At 34.0% G+C, this 21,481-nt stretch carries 22 protein-coding genes; all 22 read right to left on the reverse strand.

From position 1 onward, the window contains the following. Positions 1-8 precede the first annotated feature (8 nt). On the reverse strand, positions 9-317 hold the full coding sequence (locus MTZ49_RS10805) for a hypothetical protein (RefSeq protein ID WP_264745559.1): 309 nt from the start codon (positions 315-317) through the stop codon (positions 9-11). Positions 318-328: 11 nt separating this feature from the next. Continuing rightward, positions 329-2,545: a type IV conjugative transfer system coupling protein TraD gene (gene traD / locus MTZ49_RS10810; RefSeq protein WP_264745560.1), complete on the reverse strand. Its 2,217-nt coding sequence runs from the start codon at positions 2,543-2,545 to the stop codon at positions 329-331. Positions 2,546-2,574: 29 nt separating this feature from the next. Further along, entirely contained in the window at positions 2,575-3,045 is a 471-nt protein-coding gene (locus MTZ49_RS10815; protein ID WP_264745561.1) for an integrating conjugative element protein, read from the reverse strand. A gap of 122 nt (positions 3,046-3,167) precedes the next feature. After that, on the reverse strand, positions 3,168-3,947 hold the full coding sequence (locus tag MTZ49_RS10820) for a TIGR03759 family integrating conjugative element protein (protein WP_264745562.1): 780 nt from the start codon (positions 3,945-3,947) through the stop codon (positions 3,168-3,170). 12 nt (positions 3,948-3,959) lie between these two features. Beyond that, a complete protein-coding gene (locus tag MTZ49_RS10825) occupies positions 3,960-4,706 on the reverse strand; it encodes a hypothetical protein (protein WP_264745563.1) in 747 nt (248 codons plus the stop codon). After that, positions 4,707-5,327 carry a PilL N-terminal domain-containing protein gene (locus MTZ49_RS10830; protein ID WP_264745564.1) on the reverse strand — a complete coding sequence of 207 codons (621 nt, stop codon included), beginning with the start codon at positions 5,325-5,327 and terminating at the stop codon, positions 4,707-4,709. Positions 5,328-5,413: 86 nt separating this feature from the next. After that, entirely contained in the window at positions 5,414-7,369 is a 1,956-nt protein-coding gene (locus MTZ49_RS10835) for a PcfJ domain-containing protein (protein WP_264745565.1), read from the reverse strand. A gap of 133 nt (positions 7,370-7,502) precedes the next feature. Further along, on the reverse strand, positions 7,503-7,835 hold the full coding sequence (locus tag MTZ49_RS15815) for a hypothetical protein (RefSeq protein WP_413774147.1): 333 nt from the start codon (positions 7,833-7,835) through the stop codon (positions 7,503-7,505). Positions 7,836-7,957: 122 nt separating this feature from the next. Further along, positions 7,958-8,656, reverse strand: a complete 699-nt coding sequence (locus MTZ49_RS10845) for a hypothetical protein (RefSeq protein ID WP_264745566.1) — start codon at positions 8,654-8,656, stop codon at positions 7,958-7,960. Between the two features lie 132 nt (positions 8,657-8,788). Next, entirely contained in the window at positions 8,789-9,307 is a 519-nt protein-coding gene (locus MTZ49_RS10850; RefSeq protein ID WP_264745567.1) for a hypothetical protein, read from the reverse strand. 228 nt (positions 9,308-9,535) lie between these two features. Beyond that, entirely contained in the window at positions 9,536-10,111 is a 576-nt protein-coding gene (locus MTZ49_RS10855; protein ID WP_264745568.1) for a DUF3577 domain-containing protein, read from the reverse strand. A 965-nt stretch (positions 10,112-11,076) separates the two neighbouring features. Next, positions 11,077-13,110, reverse strand: coding sequence for a DNA topoisomerase III (locus tag MTZ49_RS10860; protein ID WP_264745569.1), 2,034 nt, complete (start codon positions 13,108-13,110; stop codon positions 11,077-11,079). A 187-nt stretch (positions 13,111-13,297) separates the two neighbouring features. Further along, positions 13,298-13,570: a hypothetical protein gene (locus MTZ49_RS10865; RefSeq protein ID WP_264745570.1), complete on the reverse strand. Its 273-nt coding sequence runs from the start codon at positions 13,568-13,570 to the stop codon at positions 13,298-13,300. A 117-nt stretch (positions 13,571-13,687) separates the two neighbouring features. Then, positions 13,688-14,206, reverse strand: coding sequence for a hypothetical protein (locus tag MTZ49_RS10870; protein WP_264745571.1), 519 nt, complete (start codon positions 14,204-14,206; stop codon positions 13,688-13,690). 130 nt (positions 14,207-14,336) lie between these two features. Further along, the gene (locus MTZ49_RS10875) at positions 14,337-14,813 is read right to left on the reverse strand and encodes a single-stranded DNA-binding protein (RefSeq protein WP_264745572.1); all 477 of its coding nucleotides are present in this window, start codon (positions 14,811-14,813) and stop codon (positions 14,337-14,339) included. 61 nt (positions 14,814-14,874) lie between these two features. Next, a complete protein-coding gene (locus tag MTZ49_RS10880; RefSeq protein WP_264745573.1) occupies positions 14,875-15,402 on the reverse strand; it encodes a DUF3158 family protein in 528 nt (175 codons plus the stop codon). Between the two features lie 9 nt (positions 15,403-15,411). Then, the gene (locus MTZ49_RS10885) at positions 15,412-16,188 is read right to left on the reverse strand and encodes a PFL_4669 family integrating conjugative element protein (RefSeq protein ID WP_264745574.1); all 777 of its coding nucleotides are present in this window, start codon (positions 16,186-16,188) and stop codon (positions 15,412-15,414) included. Between the two features lie 161 nt (positions 16,189-16,349). Next, the gene (locus MTZ49_RS10890; protein ID WP_264745575.1) at positions 16,350-16,598 is read right to left on the reverse strand and encodes a hypothetical protein; all 249 of its coding nucleotides are present in this window, start codon (positions 16,596-16,598) and stop codon (positions 16,350-16,352) included. A 379-nt stretch (positions 16,599-16,977) separates the two neighbouring features. Beyond that, positions 16,978-17,403 carry a hypothetical protein gene (locus MTZ49_RS10895; RefSeq protein ID WP_264745576.1) on the reverse strand — a complete coding sequence of 142 codons (426 nt, stop codon included), beginning with the start codon at positions 17,401-17,403 and terminating at the stop codon, positions 16,978-16,980. A 154-nt stretch (positions 17,404-17,557) separates the two neighbouring features. Continuing rightward, entirely contained in the window at positions 17,558-18,787 is a 1,230-nt protein-coding gene (locus tag MTZ49_RS10900; protein WP_264745577.1) for an STY4528 family pathogenicity island replication protein, read from the reverse strand. Then, the gene (locus MTZ49_RS10905) at positions 18,787-19,707 is read right to left on the reverse strand and encodes a DUF2857 domain-containing protein (RefSeq protein ID WP_264745578.1); all 921 of its coding nucleotides are present in this window, start codon (positions 19,705-19,707) and stop codon (positions 18,787-18,789) included. Before MTZ49_RS10905 ends, MTZ49_RS10900 begins: the two co-directional genes overlap by 1 nt. Positions 19,708-19,721: 14 nt before the next feature. Beyond that, positions 19,722-21,476: a ParB family protein gene (locus MTZ49_RS10910; protein WP_264745579.1), complete on the reverse strand. Its 1,755-nt coding sequence runs from the start codon at positions 21,474-21,476 to the stop codon at positions 19,722-19,724. Positions 21,477-21,481: the final 5 nt, after the last annotated feature.

Below are 21,481 nucleotides of genomic sequence, written 5' to 3' on the forward strand. Positions count from 1 at the left end.
GTGATTCCTTAATGAATACTAGAAATATCTATATTTAAATACAGTAAAACAGAGCCTACACAGGGATCTTCTACCATTAATGCTTCTTTAGGTGACTCTAATTCATTGGTATACTTGTTGCCTAACTGCACATCCACCTTTCTTGGTAAAAAACCAAGTTTCTGTAATTCATCTATTAGCATTTCTTCAGAGTCCAATTTAAATAGGCTTTCTTTACTCACCGTTTGTTGTAACAACTCCGAAGGAGAGCTTTGATCTTCACAGTTAAAAAGGGTGATAGATTCGATAACAGTTTTGGTATTGTTTATATTAGTCATAGGAAACATTACTATTCATCCAAATAATCATATTGCGCTATAGGCTCTTGTACTTGATTAGTCATAGAAATATCATTTAAAAAATCCTGATCAATCACCTCATCAGGTATTGTTGCAGGTATATCAGTATAGGATTGTATTAGCTCATTAAAGCCATCAATGGTAGTAGGACCTGTTATTGATGATTTCCACCATTCACCTGCACTGGCGTTATAGGTATTACGCATATCATTAACAATGTCCTGAAGGTTTTCAGGAAGAATGTCATCAGGATCGGGTTTAGGTAATGGCATTCTTACTTTCCATAATTCTCCACCTTCTTGCAATGAAAACATCTGACCTTTAGGTAGCTTAGTCATAATGGCAGGTTCTAGCATAGGTACACTGGTTTGACTAACACGATCTTGTGATGAGGATGTAAACTCTGTATTGGCTGTTGGATCTGCTACATCCGTAGCACCCGATACGAGGGTATTGGTTAAAATATTTACTTTAGGTAATTGGTTAGTGAGTAACTCCCCCGTTTTAGGTTCACGTACTCTAAGCATTTGCAGATTATTAAAGTTACCTATTACCTGACCTGCTTTAGCCGCATTGCCTATACGTGCTTCAATATCACTTAGGGTTTGCGTATAAGCAGTCACTTGAATACCTGCACCCCCCCCTTTATTGATTAAAGGAATAAACTCATCGCCCATTAACTCATTGAACTCATCCGCATGAATATTAATAGGTATTTTTTTAGTATCAGCTGCGCCTGGTAAACCTTCATTTATACCATGCTTATAAATCCAACCTGCTACGGATACTAAATCAGCAAACATCGAGTTCCCCACAGCAGCAGCAACTTCTGTATCCGACATTGCATCAAGGCCAACATACACCACACCACGTTTACGAATAACCTGCATCCAATCAAAGATTGGGCGATCATCCGTTAAATCTGAATAATTAGGAGCTAATAATTCAGCGGTCTTACCAGAGGTGAGCTTCTCAAGTAAAGGCAGTAGGGAAGCCACAATCTTATCAAAGTAAGTTTTATCATAACGTATTGCTGAACGTAAACCATCCAACACGGGCTCATAGGTTTTAGAGGCCGAAATATACTGATCAATAGCAATAACCCGTCTTTCCCTGCCTTTCATATTAAAAGGTAGATTTCTTTCATCTATACTGCCTTCAATTTTTACAATTATTTCAGCAGCATTAGGTTGATGTTTATTGAAATACGTCATGGCATACTCAACAAATAACTCATCCATATTGATCACATAACGGGCAATTTGTGCATAATCAGGGCGTTTACCAAGGCCTACTAAGGCTCTAGCAATAATATTCACAAATCGCCAAGCAAACTCTTTAAATGCTGCACTATTACCCGATCCACTTAATTGACCTGCTACCCTAGAAGCTACCTCAGAAACACGTCCAAAACGTCCTACCGCGTTATAACGAGCTGATAATTCAGGGTGGCCTAGATGGAACATATAAAACTCATTTAAACGACCTGCACGTTTACATTCTGCATAGACACGTTTAAGAAGATCAGCGTCACCTTTCGGGTCAAATACAATAACCACATCACCACGATGAATGTCTTGGGTTACATAGAGCTCGCAAAGCCTAGTTTTACCCACACGAGTCGTACCAAAAACAACGGTATGACCAACACGCTCGCCCAAAGGTAAATAAGCATCTGCTTCATTCGGTTCTACACCATGTATAGTGGATTTACCACCAACAGGGGGTAATGGTCGCACTGGGTTATACCAGGCATCTTTTTGGGTAAACTTAGCAATAGAGGATAACGGGGTATTTTCAAGTTTCTTTTCTAAATAACGAGCAAAATTAAATAAACCCGAAGGCGTAATATACTTCTGAACATTAGGATCTTCTGCATCCAATAAACGTTGAGTATGCTCTCTAGTCCATTTAAAACCTTTACCCATAAAAAGGTATTGTTTGCTAACAGGTACTTGTTTAGAGGTCATTTCATAACGAGGTAAACGTTTAATATTACGTTGATAACGTAACACCTCGTAGCCTTCTTTAGCTCGCACTGCACCAAACGCACCAAAGCCTAACGCAGTGTAAATCCCAATTTGTGGGGTGAGGGCAAAAGCCCAAGGAGAATATAAACATAAACCTGCCGAACTAAAACATACAGCAGCTGTATAGAGTTCAACAGGTGGTCTTAGTTTAGTTTCAAGTATATGCTTTTTTGCCATAGCCTTTTCCCTCGTAAAAAGCCTTTTGGTTACTGCTCAATGGCTGTGGCAGTAATTAATACAGGGTAGTGGGAGAGTGCTAAACGATCAGCAATATCATCACCAGAAACAGGTAATATCATTAAATTAGGAGCTAGTTTTTTTAACTGATTTAAGCTGCTATTAGTTTTTACATTAACCACTAAACCGACTGCTTGTAGCTTTTCTAATGCCACGACACGTTCTTTTAACCAAGCTACTGATAGGTCATCATCACCTATCATAAAAAAAGGCCTGATAAGTCCATTAGCATTGATAACTCTTGGTTCAACTTTACCAGGAGAAAGTTTGTCACTAATAATGGGTAACATGGCAGCTTCATTGACTGGCTTAATGTTTAGAGCAGGTATTTTTTTGATAGGTTTTGAATTATCTTGCACATTCAAAGATTGGTAGTATTTAAGAGCTGAACTATTACTACGATCAACTACTACAGTAAGCTGCTTATCTGGATTAGCCATTGTAATTGCACTAGAACAAACAAGACATATACTGATAAAAAAAGTATTTATACTATTTATATTTAACATAGAGATTACCTAATAAAAAAATGACATCCCTGTCTATGAGCCGAAACAGTTAATTACTTACTACGAACTAATTGTCCGTTGACCTCTTGGAATGTGGCAGGTAAGGGAATACTGTCATTACCTACTGTTTTCCAGAGCTTAGAACCATGATTAAGGGTGATTGATTTACTAAGAACTTTCTGAGGTGTAATGCCTGTTTTAGTTGCCCATTTCCTAATAACACTGTCATCGTTATTACTGTCAATCATATAAATATCAAAGTTTACATTGGTTTTTTGAAGGTCTTTGACTTGCTTATCACACGTAGCACAATTTTGTTTGATAAATACCGAGAGACGTTGGCTTGTTGCTACAGACATAGAGTCATTAGTGACTTTAGCTTTACCTAAATTTTCTACAGGTAATCTATTAGGGTAAAGGCGTTTAAATGCTGCTGTATAAGCTCTTTGATAAGCTAATTCTTTTTCGACACGTTCAAACTCCATCTTTACTTGTAGTTCAGCGTATTTTTGACGTTCTGCATCTGTTTCAGCTTCAATACCTAGTGTTGTTAAGGGATCTAGGTTAGGCGACCAATATCCACGAGGTCCCTTCTTAATCTCCTCAAACTTTTGCCACTCTTGCTCAGTGACTCCCCACCGAGCAGCTTGTTCTTCTTGGTATTTTTTTTGGGTACTCTCTGTAATAGAGGAATAGCTTTGATTAACACTACCAAGCTTTTGTTCAGTTTGTTGTGTTTGCATTGTAGGAGAATTGGGCGTAGGCAATTTAGCGTACGTATAAGAGGTGGTAATACTTAATAAAACGATAGACACTATTTTTTTGTTGAACATGATTAAACTCCATTAACGAATAGTAATAACTTGTTGGCGAGTACCTACATTAAATACAACTGCATTTGTTCTAATGCTTTTCAGTTGCCAACTACGGTAACTATCACCTGTGCGTAATAATTTAATTTGATTCAGACTATATGACTTAGAAGGAGCAACAGAGACAAACAACTCTCCACCACGAGACTCAATACCTAGCACTGAGAAAGGAGGAACTAAGGTTTTTACTACAGGCTTTTTTTGTTGTGCTATAGCAGGGGAGTCAACGGTAATACTTAGTGGACTTGTTTGATGTTGTTTATTAATAGCAGCTGTAATATTAGTTTTATTTAACTCATAGACTCTCTGATTTAAGTCTTTTAACTGAAATTGTAAGGTACTCATTTGGTTTTGCAGGGTACTTAAATCCTCAAAGCTAGGTCTATTATCATCTTCTCGTTTTTGGTTTAAGGCTTGATCTAATTGATACTGCTGAACTTCATCCGTCCGTCTAGATAAACTTACCACTGTTTTTTCCATTTCTTTAACAGTCTTATAAGTACTTTGGCCATCACGGACTAATACATTAATCTGCTCTTTATCATTGGAAATACGTTCATTTAATTCAGTAAGCTGATTTTGTTGTACCTTAATTTGATCAGATAAGTTATCTCTGGAATATGTTTGGTAGGCAATAAAAAGCCATAGCAAAGCGATGGAAGTGTAAATAAAAGGCTTACTATCTAAAAAATTACAGAGCTTATTTAATATGTCTTTCATTTATTTTGCTCCTGTGGGGTCTTTCTTTACTTCAGGAGCTTTAACAGCTTGGGTTACTTTTGGTGAGGCTATTTGAGTGAGTTGATAATCATCCCTTACAGTAAAGCAAACACGTCTATTTACTTCATCTATCTGAACCTTATAGGCAGGTCCTGCAAGGATTTGTAAGGCATTTCTAAGGGTAATAGGACCTAACTTATAATGTGCAGCAGGTAAGGAACGTGTATAGAGAATACGCACCTCTTTACTGGTAGTGATAGGGCACAGATCATATCCTGATCGGGTCATCACATAACTCATCGCATCTTTAACCGTTGGATTATTGACATTACTTGGTATGTTAGTCGTGATAATCTGAGCCATTAAATCCTGTTGTTCAGCCGTTGGCTTGGCTGTGGTGAGATTATATCGACCATAGCGAATAACAGGTTCTGGAGTGGGCTGTGCACCTTCAGGGTAGAGATCAGGGGTTAATGCTTCAGGGTTACGATTACTGCTTGAATTATGATTGATAATCGTTGCTTCATGTTGAACGGCTGAAGAAGGTGCTTTTTTAGACGTAGTAGAAGTACATCCAAATAGGGTAAGAGAAGATAATAAAACGAATAATATTTTTTGCATTAAGTTAGCTCCATGTGAAAAACCATTAAGCTAACTGTTACATAGGAACAATACTTTTAAAGCAGCTAAATAAAAATTGGTCGTTTTTATTTAGCTAAGTGTGCAATTCTTTTGTTAATCCATTGAGCTATTCTTTTGGATAGTTCATGATGAACGTGTTCTATATTTTTTATTTTATATCTTTCATCAGGCCAATAAGAGTTAACTTCTAATCTATTGCTTTGCATCTGTTTTAGAAACCAATTAAAGGCTTCTTGTGCTTTTTGTGGGGGCTGCTTGTTATCATAACCACGAAATTGCCAACATTTAATAATGACTTTAAAGCTTTTTTTTCTAATATCTGTTTCTAAACACATTTCAGCAGTGGCTAATGAGAGACCATTATCTTGTATAGATAAAATTCTTGACTCACCTGAGAAGGTTTCATAATAGTAACCATCTACACAATGAGAAAGATTATTAGCTTCTTCTTTTAGTTCAAAAGGTGTTAATAGCTCTTTAATTATTAATCCATTGGGTGTTTTAATATTGTTTGAGACTAACATACCTACCCATTGAGTATTTTTACTCATGGTTTCATGATTAGCTAATAGCTCATCTCTTATAGTGACTGATATATCATGGTATTCATTAATTATATTTTTAATTTGTGATAAGGTAGCATGATGTTTAATGAATGAGAGAAGCTTATTACATCTATTTGGATAATCCCCATGATTGGTGATTTTAGAGAGTATTTCAGATAGATCTGCTTTAATACCATTATACTCAGCAATTCTTTCTTTTGAGAAGGGCTGTTTTATCCCTTTCAATAAAACAGACCAGTTTTTTATTTCATAGTGTTCAAAAAAGCTATAAACAGTTTTCCAAGTATCCCACTCATTTTTATTTTTTGGGGTTAAATTATTAAGAGTAACACCTGTAAATAGCCAAGACCATTGCTCATCATTATATAAAAAGTTTAACGCACTTCCAAAGTCATATATCCTAACTTTACCAATTGCTTTAATTGATTTTAAAGAACTTGCAAAAAGCATTGCTAATACTTCATTTAGTGGGAGACCTGTATCAACAGTGGTTGAAATAATATTATAAACATAGTCTTTAATACTGCCGACTACATGATATCTTTCATGAAGTGGGTATTTTTTACTTATATGCTTGCCTCTAACAATTTTTGGTTTTGGAATAGCCTCTATTTCAGACCAAGGAAGGAGTGTTTTTTTATTTGATACCAAAAAATACAACCCTAATGAATACATGTATTCAGGATATCCCTCATTACAAAGAAGGCTATAACTAATTAAAAGGGGTTGGGCTTTTAATGCTTGGCATCTGTATAGAGAGTTACCTGATGCTAACCAATTATATAGTCGATAATCTGGGCAACGTACCCCTCTAATGAGTTTTAATATTTGTTGGTCTAATAGTGCGTTAAACGATTTTAATTGAGCGCCTAATAAAGAGATATAGTATTTTTGTTTACCCAAGACAAACCTTCTAAAATGAGCTATATAGAGGTTAGCACGTGGGATTTCTGATAAATTAACTGTTTGAGCATTATGCTGCTCATGTACATAAGGGAAATATTTCTTAGCTAGCTTACTAAATACTTGCTCAGCGATATTTTTAGTAAATAAATAAGAGTCTGAACTAAAACTTGTTGCAAATAAGAGGATATCTTTTGTAGTACCATTTTTCAGTATTAAATCTCGATATTTAGTAGCCAGTCTACGATTAATATATTGAGCCTTAGAGAATGGATTGTTATGGTTATATATTTTACTGTTACAATCCGTATGATACCAGACAAGCTTTCCATCAAAGTACAAATAATGATTATAAAATCTTGCAACTACCTCATGCTCATTAATTTGAAAGATCCAAAATAAGCGTTGATTAGTTATTCTCAGATAATCTATTAGAAATTTTTTTTGAAAGAGATCAATGTGTTCAGTTAGTTTAATAAAACGATTGCCCCATTTTTTAGCATTAGCTATTTGGGCTTCAGAATATATTGTTAGTAGTTGAGATTCGGACATATTCATTATCAATGTGAGTGAAGATAATGAATATTTTGGATATTAATAATTTAAATACATTATCTAAATAAAAATTCGCTTTGTTTATTTAGATAAAAAAGACCTCATATGATGAGGTCTTATATCGTTCTAATTAGCAATACCAAGGAAACCATTGTGACCAGTTGCCTTCCTGTAAAGCTTGCTCAGCTATTTCTTTAGTTTCATAGTAATGTTCAGATTCTCTTTGAGGACCATCATCACTCCACGTACCTATATAGAAACCTGCTGCACTCTCTGATACTGATAAAGGATAAAAGTCTTTATCACAAGCAAAAGATAAAGCACCATAACATTTAAATATTTCTGGATATTTGTCTGCTAATTCAATTGCTGATAAATTAATTAGCTCAGATATATTTAAATTAGGGAACTGTGCTAAAACTTGTGAATCATTATTTCCTTTACGTCGTTCTTTGTTAGACATAATAATATTTCTCCAATAAATAAAGTAGTTACTGGAGAAATACTTTCCCATAGGGAAATCATATTTCCCCAATGGGTAAAGTTTAATAATAAAATAACTGGTAAATAGATAATGGAGAAATACTAATCCCATTCATCTTCTTCACCACCATACCAATAACCGCAAAAAAAATGAATACAATCCTCGCATTTATAATAATCACCATCTAATTTTACGGTCTCGTCAGTAATTCCGCAGTCATGACAAGTGTTATACTCAATTTTAGTTAGTTTAATCTCATAGTTACCTGATTTATCAATATCAAGCACTAATAATGGTTGATTGAGCTGATGTAGAGCTTCTCGGACAAGCCCACTAAAACGAAAGTGTGGTTCATAAAATCCTTGTAAATACATCAGTTCATCTAACATTTTAGTATCAGGATTATCTTTATCTTTTAACTCATCAATTTTTGCGCTAATAAACTCCTCAGCTGCAAATATTTCATCATCATCGATAGGTCCATTAGTAATCGGAACCATCCATTGTATGTCACCATTTTCTAACACTTTACCTGTTACAAGAGTTACCGACAAAACTGGATAAACTCCCTCCATAACAGGTTTAAGATTAATTTGTGTTTTAAGTTCAACAAATTTAGGTTTTACTTTGTCAACTATTATATTTGACCTATAAACTGGCCCATCATATTCAGGTGGAAAATAGATTCCTTTAAGTTGATCTTGAAAATATGCAATACCATTTAAAATATCACTATCTACAGTATCACCAAAACCTTGTTGTTTATCAATCGCTTCATACGCTATAGCTTCTATGAGCATAATATTTCTCCAATAAAATGAAATTAAATACTGGAGAAACACCATGCCCAAGGGGAAGTATTCCCCCATTGGGTTGATGATTAGCTAAGTATTATTGGTTTAGCTTGATTGTATATGCTGACTAAAAAATAACTATCTTCTTAAAAGTGACCAATCATAATTCTCTGTATCAATAATTGATTCTTCATAATTATGAAGTAGTATCCATTGTGTCCAATTAGAACTTTCTAAAGCCTGTTTTGCTTCATCATAGGTATTAAAAGTTTCAGTAGATTCACGTAATAATCGTAGTCTATCTTTTAATGCTGGTAAAAAATTCACTGTACCTATAACAAAGCCAGTCTCTATCTCTAAGACAGTTAATTTATTAAACTCAGAGTAGTTATGAAACGTTAATAATCCATACTGTTTAAACAGATTAGGATATTGAATTAATGTCTCAGGTATATCTAAGTAAAATATATCTATTGAGTTTATATTAAACTGCTTAAATAAAGCTAAATCATGCTTTATTTTTGCTTCAGCTCTATTATGATAGAGCCTTTTATACACCAATAACTTGCGTAACTTTTCCTCTAAACTTTGAGTTTTTGTTTCCTCAGTACAAACCTTGATAGGTTGTTGCTTTTGTGAGATGGTTAAAACAGACATAGTATTTCTCCAAAATATTAAAGGAGAAACACCAATTTCCATGAGGAGTAGGTATTTCCCCAAGGAGTTTAAATAATAAGCAGTAGAATTTATAAATGATTTAGATTTCCCATGCTTCAATACCTGCATTTATACAGGATTGCATAGTGGCATATCTAACACCATCATCAACAACTACCTTTATAAAAAAGGCCTCAATAGAGGCCTTGATGTTATGGGGAATACAAATTACGCGAATTGGCCGAAGCTACCATAACTTGCATTACCTTGTTGTTGAGGTTTTGCAGGTTGTTTATTGCTAGCTTGGTTATTCTTGCCTTTTTGCTGACCTTTACCTTTTGCTTGATAAGACTTATTGCCTTTATTAGCATTGGGTTGAGGAGCAGGGGCTTGTTCAGGTTGTTGAGTTCCATTCTCAGCAGATCTTTGGTACACCACTTGATTCTCAATTTTGATGTATGAAACATCAAATAAAGAACCATTAATAACAGCACCAAGGTCGCCTTCGTTTGTTTGATAAGCATAAAGATTATTTATACTCATTTTAAAACGAATTAGAATTTTATTCTCAGCCTGAGACGCTTCTATACATTGAGCAATCAATTGTTTAGCTTGTTCACCATTCACAACACAACTTGTAAAAACGTATTGTTGTGAACCAGTAATGGCAGCTACTTTACACACTAAAAAGGATTGGCCATCATCTTTGGTTCTCCATTCAATGTTGTTTACATAGCCGATGCCTTCAGAAACTAAACCACCAGTTGATTGAGTATTAGTATTAGCTTGATTAGTATTAGTCATGATATTTCTCCAAATTTAAAAATAAAAAATGGAGAAATACTTTTACCCAATGGGAAAAATATTTCCCCATGTGGGTGTTTTGATAATTTTGTAAACACTGTTTACAAAATATATTTGTCTTTAGGAAACCCTCATCACTTAATGTGACCGCTGATGCTTCCGAGAGCTTTAATCAGCTTAAGACCATACAACAACGTTGTATCTGAACCTTAAAGGTCTAGGTTCACTGGGCAGGTGTTAGCAACGCTAACCAACCATGCCTAATATTAATAACTATTAAAAAATACTTGTCAAGTATTTTTATAAATAATTTTTTATTGGCTTGGCTAATAATGTACAAGCCTTGCCAATCAATGAACTTAACTAAATAAAAAATGAAGTAAAATAGTTAAGTTTTTAGAAAAGTAAGCTACATAAGTTAGTTACTTGATTAGCTCAAATACACTAAATAATTCCTCGTATTTAATTATTCAGTTATCTTCACTAGTAGTAATTTAACCCTTGATCTCTATGTGTAGCTAGATCAATCATCTGAATGACTATTCAGCTGGCACCTCAATTGGCACAAAAGGCTCCCAAATTTTTATCCAGTTGGGTCTGGATCAGAAAAAAGCATCCTAAATGGATGAACTTTAGCTCCTACTAATAAGAGTCAAAGGTCATCCATCTAAGCATTTTAAATAAGAAATGGGTATTAACCAAAATACCCTCAGAGTAGAAAGCCCCAATCTCTATTTACATAAAGAATGACCGACCCTCCTGGAGCTTTATCGGCCTTATTGGTTCGAATATATCAGCCGACACGAGCCATCGCTAAGCTGATAATTCTGGGTTTACCACTGTAACGTCAGTAGTCAACGGGTTAAGTCTATATTATGTTTAAAATCTTTCATAAAGACAAGATAAGTTTTAATTTAATCAGATTATTAACCCTATTTATGTAAACAGTGTTTACAGTTTTAATATTACTTCTTTGGGTTTGAAAAGTTTTTATTTTTCTTTCTAGTCTTTGGAAATATTACTCCATCACAGTTTGGATAGTCTGGACATCCCCAAAATGAGACAGTTTTCCCTTTATGTTTTAAGGTAGGTTTACCACATTTAGGACAAGGATCTCCAGTAGGTATAGGTGCTTGTTTAATGGATAGCTCTGTATTTCCATACTTTTGGACAATAGTGGAGATCCATTGTGATTGCTTTTGAATAAAGCTATCTATTGTGAGTTCGCCTTTCTCAATCATATCTAATGCTTGCTCCCAAATACCTGTTGTACCAGGATGAGATATAGCAGCAGGTACTGCTTTAATAAGCGAATGTCCAGCTTCAGTAGCAATGAGCTTACCTTTTTGCTTAGTGATTAACTTCTGATCTTTTAGTTTTTTAATAATATTTGATCTAGTTGCCTGTGTTCCAATACCTGTAGTTTCTCTTAGTTTTTGTTTGATCTTAGGATCATCAATTAATTTAGCCACAGACTTCATCGCCATAACAAGCGTACCTTCATTATATAAAGGGGGTGCAGTGGTTTTTTTAGATTGACAATCTACCGTATTAATTTTACAAACTAAGCCTTCTTGTAAGGGTGGTAATATCTGTGTTTGCCCTTTATTCTCTGATTGTTCGGTATCTTCTTCGGATTCATTATCATCTAATGAATCACCTGATAATAATGCTTTCCAACCATTAACAACTATTTTTTTACCTACTGCTACGAGTGTTTGTCCCTTACAGTTTAGTATTACTTCTGTATGATCATATTCATGCAAGGGTAAGAACTGGGCAAGATAATAACTTCTAATCAATTTATAGACTTGTAATTCTTTCTCTGACATAGTTGATAAATCAAGTACTTCATCAGTTGGAATAATGCCATGATGGGATGATTTTTCCACCTGTTTATCATTCCATGATTTTGATTTCATATTGGTATTTAGCTTGGTAAGTAAATTACTAATACTAGGATCTGTTTTAGCTAATGCGTTAAATACTGTAGGAACTTCACCAAGCATACTGGTAGGTAAATAGCCACATTCAGTTCTAGGATAAGAAGTTGCTTTATATTTTTCATAAAGTGACTGTGCAATTTCAAGGGTTTCATCCACACCAAAACCAAATTTATTACAACAAGCTAATTGTAATGCTGCTAAATCAAAGGGTAGGGGATGATTGCTAGTTTTTCGTTCAGTATTAATGGAAGTAACCGTTGCTTGGCCTATTGTTTGAAATAACTTTGTTGCTTGCATTGCTGCTTCTTGCCTAATACAACGTCCTGCTTCATCTGCAAATTGTTTGGGTACATCCCATGAGGCATTGAAAGCTTGACCATTACTGCTTAATTGAATACCTAATAACCAATAGGGTATAGGTACAAAATTTTTATGGGCTAACTCCCTATCCACCACAAGTTTCAAAGTAGGAGTCTGCACCCGACCAACAGGTAACTTATTTTTATAACCAGATTGTTGTGCTAATAATGTGAATAGACGAGATAGGTTTAATCCAACCAACCAATCGGCCTTACTACGAGCTAGGGCAGATAGATAGAGCGGATAAGTTTTTTCACCCTCTTGTATATCATTCCATGCTTTTTTAATAGCAGTAGTATTTAAAGCACTGTACCAGAGTCTTTTAACAGGACCTTTATAGCTACAAAATACCATAACTTCACGAGCGATTAATTCTCCTTCACGATCAGCATCTGTGCCAATAATAACTTCAGAGGCTTTTTGTAATAACTGCTTGACTACTTTAAATTGGCTAGCTGTTCTAGATGAAACATTATACTTCCAATGATTAGGTATGATAGGTAAATGTTCAATCGACCAATTTTTATACTTTTCATCATAACTATCGGGCATAGCTAATTCCAATATGTGCCCAATGCACCAAGTTACAACAATACCATTGCCTTCAATATAGCCTTTTTTAGACTGGGTAATACCTAATGTTTTAGCGACTGCTTTTCCTTGATCGGGTTTTTCACACAAAATAACACGCATAACAATCTACTCCTATTAAATAACAGTAGATTCAGACTTATAGAGGGGATAAACAAGGCTTAATAAAAAATTGATCAAATTGATTTAAAGTTTTGTAAACAGTGTTTACAAAAATCATATTGGCTATTTTCTGGCTTTATGTAAAACAGGTATTAGTTTAGATTTGGAAATAGAGAACGCTTATTCTTTATTTTAATTGCCGAGCTTTTATTAATAACTCATTAAAGTTATGGGTATTGCTTTGAATTAACATAGCTGCTACGGCTAATCCATCAATAATGGCTTCATCTTCATCAGTGTATTTTCCTTGCTGCATGAGTACATCAATATGCTGAACAGTATAATTGAAAATATGTATTCGTTTCTCCTTTCCCCCTATTTTTTGATGCAATCGCTTATCCCTTACTCTTTTTGCTTTCATGCGTTCAGCAGGGGTTAATGGTTTTTTGCTTTTTTCCATTATCCAAACCTAACCAATATAAGATGCTCCATTTTTGTAAACACTGTTTACAAAACTTTAATGGCTATAGCTTTATACTAAAAAAGTAACGCGTTACTTTTTTAGATAAATTTTTTACTATTTTCCCAGTGTAGTGATAATTCTTTTTCTAAATTCAGCTGCAAGAGAGTTAGCACTATTTCTAGCTGTTTCTAAATTATCACCTTTTTTAACATGTACAGCTGTCTTTATATTAATGACAGATCCAGATCCTTTCTTACTTACTTCTGCTTGTATAAACCCACCATTTATAGCCTGTTTCATCATATAGTGAGTACCAGGCGTGGCTGACCAACCATAATCAGACGATGATAAAAGTAAGTTCCCATTAGGAGATGATCTCATTTCATCAGTAGTCATAAAATTGAATTTACGCTTAATACGACTAGCTGCTTCATCAACGCTTAATCTTGAAATTACATCGTCACACTTGCCAATAGCAGGGGCTAAAATTACAGCAGTGCTTTTATTTTCAGCTTCACAGTTAATACAAATAAGTCCACCTGCTTGTTTACCTGACATTCCAGCACAACCATTTAATAAAGTAATGGTTAGAGTCAATATACCAAAGCAAGTAATTCTGTTGTTTAATTTCATTTTTAGAGCTTCCTTGTTTTTTGTGTACACTGTACACAGTTACTAACTTGTCTATTAAATAATATTGTCTCTAATGAGACAATATTATTCAGATTGATTATATATTTTAAACTTAATTAATAGGTATTTTTCAAAAGTCCATGTCATCTTGATACTCTGATTGATTATTAGCTTCAGATTGTTCCTGAGAACTATTGTTGCTTTCTTCAGTATTTATTTTCTTAGGTACTAATTCTGTTGATTGAAGCCTTTGTAAGCAAATACTAATACCTGACTGGAACGTGCGTACTTTCATAATAGAGCGTGCGTCACCTGTATCCTTATCTTCAAATTTTTCATTAACTAGATTACCTTCTACTTTGATACGCATACCTTTCTTAAAAACATTTTTAATAAGATGTTGGGCTGTTTCTATGTTTTGTGGCCAAAATTCGACAGGTGCCCAAAAACCACCTTGATCTTCTAACTCATCCGTTTTTTTATTTTTTACTAGATTATCAAAATGTACATTAATGGATACTACAATTCTTGGAGTATCGTTACCATTATTAATAGTACGTGAGTCAATGTTACCGATATTACCTTCACCTAAAAATCTTGTTCCCATATTTAATTCCTCAAAGTATCTAAGATATTTTTGTAAACACTGTTTACAAAATCTATAACTACTAAATGTTGTCTCTAGTTGAAATAGATTGCTTTGCTTTAATTAACATTGAACTTGTATATTCTCTATTTTTTAAGTACTCCTTATGTTGTTTAATTAAAAAAGATAGATAACTCATATATTTATTTAAATTTAATCGTGCTTCTTCAAAACAAGCTAAATCCTCTAGCCAAGTAGTGACATTCTCGACACTGGCTTTAGGTGGATTTAACATAGCTTTTTCCCATACTTGTACACCCATCAATTCATTCTTATTTTCTCTCCATCTTAAAAAAGAATTATCTTTTGAATTCTGGATACGCATTCTGATTTCAAAAAAAGTATAAGGGGGCATGTTTACAATTTCGGAGAAATGCTCCATGCACTTTTTAATTTGAGGTATTAACGCTTTCGCATGGTTAATAACCATAAGGGAATCTTCAACCTCTCCCTTACCTTTTAAAAGGCCTTTTAGGGAAGCGATTTGTTCGGAAGCTCTGGAGATAATTTGTTCGGTAGCTTTGAAGGCGTTTTGTTCTGAGCTATTCATACTTTTACCTTAATCTTCTAAATCAGACTGAGCATTTTCTTCCTGGTTAGGAACAAAATGCTCAGTCTTTTCATCACTAATAACAGGTTCAGTATTGGCCAATTTTCTTTTATGAATAACAGGTGCATATTCAGATCGTTTTGTACCTTCTAAAATATCTTTTGGTGGTAAGCCTAATTTTTCAATAGCTTGTCTCGCTCTTGCATTATTAGCAGCTATATCATCACGAGCTACACCTGCATTTTTATAGTATTGAATGACACTATAAAAGCTTCTCATGACTCTTGAGGCATCTCTGATAAAGTTATCTGCATTAGTTCTACCTATTAGACCAATATGGCGTAGCTGTAAAATCTTTCTAATAAGCTCATCATATTCAGTAAGTAAATACACACCACTAAAACCAAGGGGGGACTTACTAATCAGTGTTAAATCTATGGGGTTAATATTTAAATTATCTGAGATAGATATTTGTTTAGGTACTTTCTGAAATATTTTATCAATTGTTTTTGTTATTTCAGCGATCTCTTTTTGTGATGAATTGTATTTATCCTCGACTATAATTAATGCCCAGTCTGCATAAGGGTCATCAAAACTAGATGTAAAATGAATGGCATTTAAACGACTAATAAAGCCAGGTAATCCCATAATCGAATTACGTAATTTTGGATCAGTCGCTTTTCTGCCTTGCCATAACTTCATGGCTTGAATCGTATGAATTGTTACGATTACTTGGCTCTGAAGTGGACCAATTCTTTCGCTGTTTTCTTTTTCAACCGTAGTCATAGCTATACCTTTAGTGCAATTAATAACAAACTAGGGTTAAAATTCTCTATATATTCTTAGAATAAACAGTATCCAAATAAAAATTGGTCAAATTTATTTAGTTTATGAAAAAGATGGCCTGAGATTTTGTAAACACTGTTTACAAAACGCTAATAACCAAACTAATTTATTACTGCATTTAATTTATAACGATATTTTTGTAAACACTGTTTACAAAAATAATGATGGTTCTTTGACTGTGATAGTTGTTCTGTAAATTCTAAAATTGACGTTATAATAGGTTCTTTAAGTTTTGCTGCTAATCGTTCGTATGCAATTTGACCTCGAATTATTTTATCTTCAATTTCGTCTAACTCAGCATTCATAGCATCTAGTTCAGCTTTAATGCGATCAAATGTCTCTTTTGTCATAAGTTTTATCCTTTATGGGAACAAAATTAGTTAATAGTAGGTTTAATATGTTTAACCTTTTTTAATACACTTTCTATTAAAAATATAATCAGCACTGGGCAGATGAAATATAACGCTAAAAATGTATAAAAAACACTGATTATCTTGAAAGTTTCAAGGTAATAGGGTGTTGGCCAGTTAAATAAAAATATGACCAATGAAATAAACACAAAAGTTGTAAAACAGAATTTTAATAATAAAGTTATAGTTGAAACTAATAGGTTTAAATAACTATTGGATTTGAATAACATAATATATCCTCAAGGCGTATTTGTTTTTTTGTGTACACTGTACACAAAATCAGTAGATACAAAAGTTAAACCTCACTTTAATGTTTAATTTAATGTATATATAGCTGTAATAAAGGTTTTAACATTTCCATTTTTCTATTTGTTTCATGTTCTTCTTCAGCTAAATCATAGATTTCAAATAATATTGAAGGTGGCATAGTAAGTTTTGCAATGCCATTTTTTACTATTTTTGATACTTCACTTGCTTTTAAAAATAAAGCATATCGTAGATTTTTAGATCTAAATCCATCAATACGTTTGATACCTATCAAAATAGAATTAGACAATGTTATAGGTTGTCTAGTGAAATAAGGTAGCAAGTATCTAACTTCATTCTCGAACAAGTAAATTGTACTTACTCCCTCATCATCTACTGTATCTAAGATGCTTTCAGCATTAATTGTTATGATAAGAGTATTATTAGCGCACTGAATTTTTTTAATATCTTTATCATTAAGATTTTTAAGTTCAAACATATTTGTTTTCTCCAAACATATAATTGTTAATAAGGTTGTGGTTCACCAAAGATAGTTAAATAAAGTGGTTTATCTATACATTTGTATCAATATGATGACTGATAAGAATACAAAGATAGAGGTCATTGTTATCAGTGGTGTCATGTGTATATCCTTAAGTTTTATTAGTGCTAAATAGTTTTTTAAGATCCATCATTTGCTGCTTAACTTCGTTGGGAATCGGCTTAGTAGTATCTCTGCAATAAGTTCTAGGAGGTGGTTTAGTTGAAGCATTAGGCTGATTATGGTGTATGCTTGTATTACTAGAGCTCAACCAAGGCTTGAACTCATTATTTTTGGCTTTCTTCAATAAACCAAAAAGATAGCCAATAGGGTTATTAATCGTGTCATTACAGCGTTTATTAAACTCATCAAATACTTGTGTAACTAGATCAGCATCTAATTCATTAACTAGCTCAACAAGTTTTAATTGTTGTTGTTTGTTAATACTTTTTAATCGAGGGTGATCTAGTACAGTACTAGTACTATTATGTATATATACAGTACTAGTACTATATGAGTTCGGATTCCGAACTAAGTTGGAAATAGGAGGGTGTAGGCTTGGTTCGGATTCCGAACTAGGGCTAAATCTATTCCGAACTAGGCTATTTTTACTCGGTTCGGATTCCGAACTAGGGTCAATACTATTCCGAACTAAGTGATTATTTTGTTTTGGTTTTGCATGTTCATTTAATTTATCGGGTTCGTTTGAAATCTGTTTTTGAATACGCTGCGCTAATAATGAGAGTCTGGTTTGAACTGATTGGTTATCTGACTCATGTAGATCATCAAAAGCACCCTTGGCAACAATTGATACGTTTTTATTGGCATGTTTGCAACAATTAACAACAAAATTAAGATAGTTGCTATCAAGTTGTAGTGCTTCAGCAGGGGTTATTGGTTCATCATGAAGTATATAAATTGAGCCAAGTAATTGACCAGTGTGCTTATCTCTACCTTTATTAATTAAACTTAACCAACGTGTTAATCGTAAAATATGAATAACTTTAGCGACTGTTTCCTTAGAGGCCTTCTCAGCATAAGGTGTCATAGACAAATAGGGTTGTAGATCTTCATATCTTGGTGCAGCGAAACCTTGTTTATCTAGTAGCAGCTTAAAGACTTGCCACCCGTTACGTTCAACAGGTGTTAGTCGATTGTCCAAAAATAGTTGCTTTGGTACAGTCTCATGAATATTACCGCTGTAAAGTATGCCTGAAATAGTAGAAGATCCTTCTGCTTTGCCACCAGGGATAGGTTTTTCTAGGGCAGGGGGATCAGGCCACTTTTCTCCAACTTTACTAATGCACTCATCTAAAATGGTAGACCACTTATTATCAACCATCAATTTGCACCTTCTATACCTTTAGTTAGGTTCACCCATAATGAATTAAATTCAATATGGTATTTCTTTGAAAAACTAATTAATTTATGTAGGTGTTCATGGGTTAAGTCATGAATAGATTGGGTATAGGTTCTTTTAAGTAAATAATTCCATTCTCTAATAACTTTATCTTTTGTTCGTTTATTACAATCGGTAAATAACAGTTCATTTGCTGACTTGGTAGAAGAAATAAGTCTTTGAGTAATAATTATTTTGTTTTGAGGTGCATTAAAGAAGTTACTAATGATTTGTTTAGATGCCCTCAATTCAATAAGTTGCTCATATAACTTATGATCATCTTGAGTCTTGATATTGTGGCTTTCAATCTCTTGATTAAGAACACAGAGATTAAGATTATATTTTTCAGCAATCGCTATCTGCTTTTCTAACTTCTTAAACCGATCCATAGTAGGTTCTTCATTAAGAAAAGCTTTCCACTCATTCCATACCGTTTTCTTTTGTTCTTCTGTAAGTTGAACCAGTCTACCTCTAGCAGCTTCTACATTGAGTAGTTTGCGTTTATGTGCGGCAACATTGCTTGAAATACCAAAGTAATCAGCAAGCATTTTATTAGAGGCATTTAAAATAATAGCCTTATTAATCAGTGTCCTAAGTTTATTTTTATCATGATTTAAGTCGATTATTCTCATAAAGGCATTGGTATTTATCGTTATTTTTGCCCACACTACAGGGCTTGCCATTAGCTCTGAGAGTGCAAGAGGGGGTAATGAGTCAATAACCTGAAGAATATCATCACTTAATCCCATTGCTTTACAGCGATAGTAATTACCTTGTTTGATCTCAGTAATGATCTGACTTAACAATGCTTGATTAATAAGAGTGTTACTATTAAATAGATCTTTAAGAGAAGAATCGTCCATAAGAACCTCATTATTTACTCATTATGGTTAATTAATTCGATTAAACGTCTAGTAAGGCGGATAAGTCGAAATAGCTTAATTAAAAGAACATCAGGCAAAGGCTTAATACCAATGGATGTCGCAGGATTATTACCAATGGCAATATCATAACCACCCATCAATAATTGGTTGAAAATAGCCAATGAGATGTCAGCTTGAGCCTGATCTGGATGTAATCTAAGGAGTGTCATAATGAGCATGGCTATTGCTTCAGTATGCTCATTTTTGTCAGTTATCGTTTGCCCATTTACTCCAAAGCCAAGACCTTCATTGGTTCGAATTAACTTATCCTGATAGTTGCCATAAGTTGCTAGATCATAGGCTAATTGGTATAACTCCTCTCTTATTGCTTCAGGGGAGTCTATTTGTTTGGGAATATACCAAATATCGGTTACTTCATTTAAGCCACCACCTGCTTGGATAGGAATAGACTTTGTAATAGCATCATCATAAGCAAGCGGATCTCCACCTAACTGCTTATCAATATCCTGATTGATTTTTTGTACTTTAGGGGAGAGGCTAACAGGTTCAATAATATTATCTTGAACTTGTTGCTGTTTATCTTCATCCGATAATTTAACAGGACTATGAATAGGAGTGGATGATACTACTGGAGAAAGAGTAGATTTTTCGATTGTGATAGTATCAACTGAAGGTATTTTATCAGTTGGCTTACTTGGTTCAGCTATAGGCTCTTTTGTCTGCGGTTGAGAGTGGCTAACAGAACTTCCTAATTGATTAGTTACTGTTGTGGTATGGGTTTCAACTGGGGATGTTACAAACTCGTTATTATTTTGAGTAGTAGACTTATTGGATTTAGTTGCTTCAACTAAGTCTAACTCAAGGGTTGTATAGTCCTGTGAAGTATAGAATGTAAGTTCTTGCAAAATTTCATCTTTAATTCTGATTAAATTAAAATCGGCAGCATCTATATCATTAAATTTAGATAAGGCAGCAGTCCAAAAACCTAAAAACATTTCATTATCGGGTGATAGCTCAGCATCAAGCGGTTCATTGTCTTGAATATATTTATTCCAAATCTTTTTGAAAGCGTTTTTGAGGGTTAACAGTTCTTCAATTCTTGGCTTTCCAAGACCACCATATAATAGATCAGGAATAGCAGGTAACAGATTATCCACACACTCAAGCATTCTCCCTACAAGGGAGTGGGAGATAGGGTAGCCATCTCTTTTCAAATAATCAGCAATATCACGCAGTGATAGTCTTCTACCTGACTCTTTAGAGGATTCTTTTGTATAAAAATCCCTCATCGTATTGATAGCAATAGCCTTATCAATAAACATGAGTTCACCATGAAGCTCATTCTCAACAAGGTGTCCTACCATAGAGGTGATTTCACCAGCCCAAGGCTTGAATAGGCATTTAATACGGTAAAATCGTTCATCGCCTGTTTCATCATAGAGTTCTTTTAATGCTTTAAGCCTAGTATTACCACCACTTCTAATAATATAATGTTTTTCTCCTGGTCGTTTTGTTACTGTAGGGGGGTGATCTAGCCCTCTTGAGCGAATGGACTCCTTAATCTGATTAAAAAGAGGATTAATACTCTTACGAGGGTTATGTTCGTAAGTTCTTAATTGATCTAATGTTAGCTCAATGGGCGTATCACTGATGGGATCTGCTAACTGAGTAATATTGTTAGGTGATTTAAAACCACTGGCTAACATTTGTTTTGAAATATCTTGGGCCGTTGGCTTTTTCTTGTTCATTGATA

Origin of the sequence: Entomomonas sp. E2T0 (assembly GCF_025985425.1) — a bacterium.
Classification (GTDB): Bacteria; Pseudomonadota; Gammaproteobacteria; order Pseudomonadales; family Pseudomonadaceae; genus Entomomonas.

Coding starts and splice junctions, on each gene's coding strand:
- MTZ49_RS10805 (WP_264745559.1), bottom strand. CDS start 317: ATGACTAATATAAACAATACCAAAACTGTTATCGAATCTATCACCCTT.
- traD (WP_264745560.1), bottom strand. CDS start 2,545: ATGGCAAAAAAGCATATACTTGAAACTAAACTAAGACCACCTGTTGAA.
- MTZ49_RS10815 (WP_264745561.1), bottom strand. CDS start 3,045: ATGGCTAATCCAGATAAGCAGCTTACTGTAGTAGTTGATCGTAGTAAT.
- MTZ49_RS10820 (WP_264745562.1), bottom strand. CDS start 3,947: ATGTTCAACAAAAAAATAGTGTCTATCGTTTTATTAAGTATTACCACC.
- MTZ49_RS10825 (WP_264745563.1), bottom strand. CDS start 4,706: ATGAAAGACATATTAAATAAGCTCTGTAATTTTTTAGATAGTAAGCCT.
- MTZ49_RS10830 (WP_264745564.1), bottom strand. CDS start 5,327: ATGCAAAAAATATTATTCGTTTTATTATCTTCTCTTACCCTATTTGGA.
- MTZ49_RS10835 (WP_264745565.1), bottom strand. CDS start 7,369: ATGTCCGAATCTCAACTACTAACAATATATTCTGAAGCCCAAATAGCT.
- MTZ49_RS15815 (WP_413774147.1), bottom strand. CDS start 7,835: ATGTCTAACAAAGAACGACGTAAAGGAAATAATGATTCACAAGTTTTA.
- MTZ49_RS10845 (WP_264745566.1), bottom strand. CDS start 8,656: ATGCTCATAGAAGCTATAGCGTATGAAGCGATTGATAAACAACAAGGT.
- MTZ49_RS10850 (WP_264745567.1), bottom strand. CDS start 9,307: ATGTCTGTTTTAACCATCTCACAAAAGCAACAACCTATCAAGGTTTGT.
- MTZ49_RS10855 (WP_264745568.1), bottom strand. CDS start 10,111: ATGACTAATACTAATCAAGCTAATACTAATACTCAATCAACTGGTGGT.
- MTZ49_RS10860 (WP_264745569.1), bottom strand. CDS start 13,110: ATGCGTGTTATTTTGTGTGAAAAACCCGATCAAGGAAAAGCAGTCGCT.
- MTZ49_RS10865 (WP_264745570.1), bottom strand. CDS start 13,570: ATGGAAAAAAGCAAAAAACCATTAACCCCTGCTGAACGCATGAAAGCA.
- MTZ49_RS10870 (WP_264745571.1), bottom strand. CDS start 14,206: ATGAAATTAAACAACAGAATTACTTGCTTTGGTATATTGACTCTAACC.
- MTZ49_RS10875 (WP_264745572.1), bottom strand. CDS start 14,813: ATGGGAACAAGATTTTTAGGTGAAGGTAATATCGGTAACATTGACTCA.
- MTZ49_RS10880 (WP_264745573.1), bottom strand. CDS start 15,402: ATGAATAGCTCAGAACAAAACGCCTTCAAAGCTACCGAACAAATTATC.
- MTZ49_RS10885 (WP_264745574.1), bottom strand. CDS start 16,188: ATGACTACGGTTGAAAAAGAAAACAGCGAAAGAATTGGTCCACTTCAG.
- MTZ49_RS10890 (WP_264745575.1), bottom strand. CDS start 16,598: ATGACAAAAGAGACATTTGATCGCATTAAAGCTGAACTAGATGCTATG.
- MTZ49_RS10895 (WP_264745576.1), bottom strand. CDS start 17,403: ATGTTTGAACTTAAAAATCTTAATGATAAAGATATTAAAAAAATTCAG.
- MTZ49_RS10900 (WP_264745577.1), bottom strand. CDS start 18,787: ATGGTTGATAATAAGTGGTCTACCATTTTAGATGAGTGCATTAGTAAA.
- MTZ49_RS10905 (WP_264745578.1), bottom strand. CDS start 19,707: ATGGACGATTCTTCTCTTAAAGATCTATTTAATAGTAACACTCTTATT.
- MTZ49_RS10910 (WP_264745579.1), bottom strand. CDS start 21,476: ATGAACAAGAAAAAGCCAACGGCCCAAGATATTTCAAAACAAATGTTA.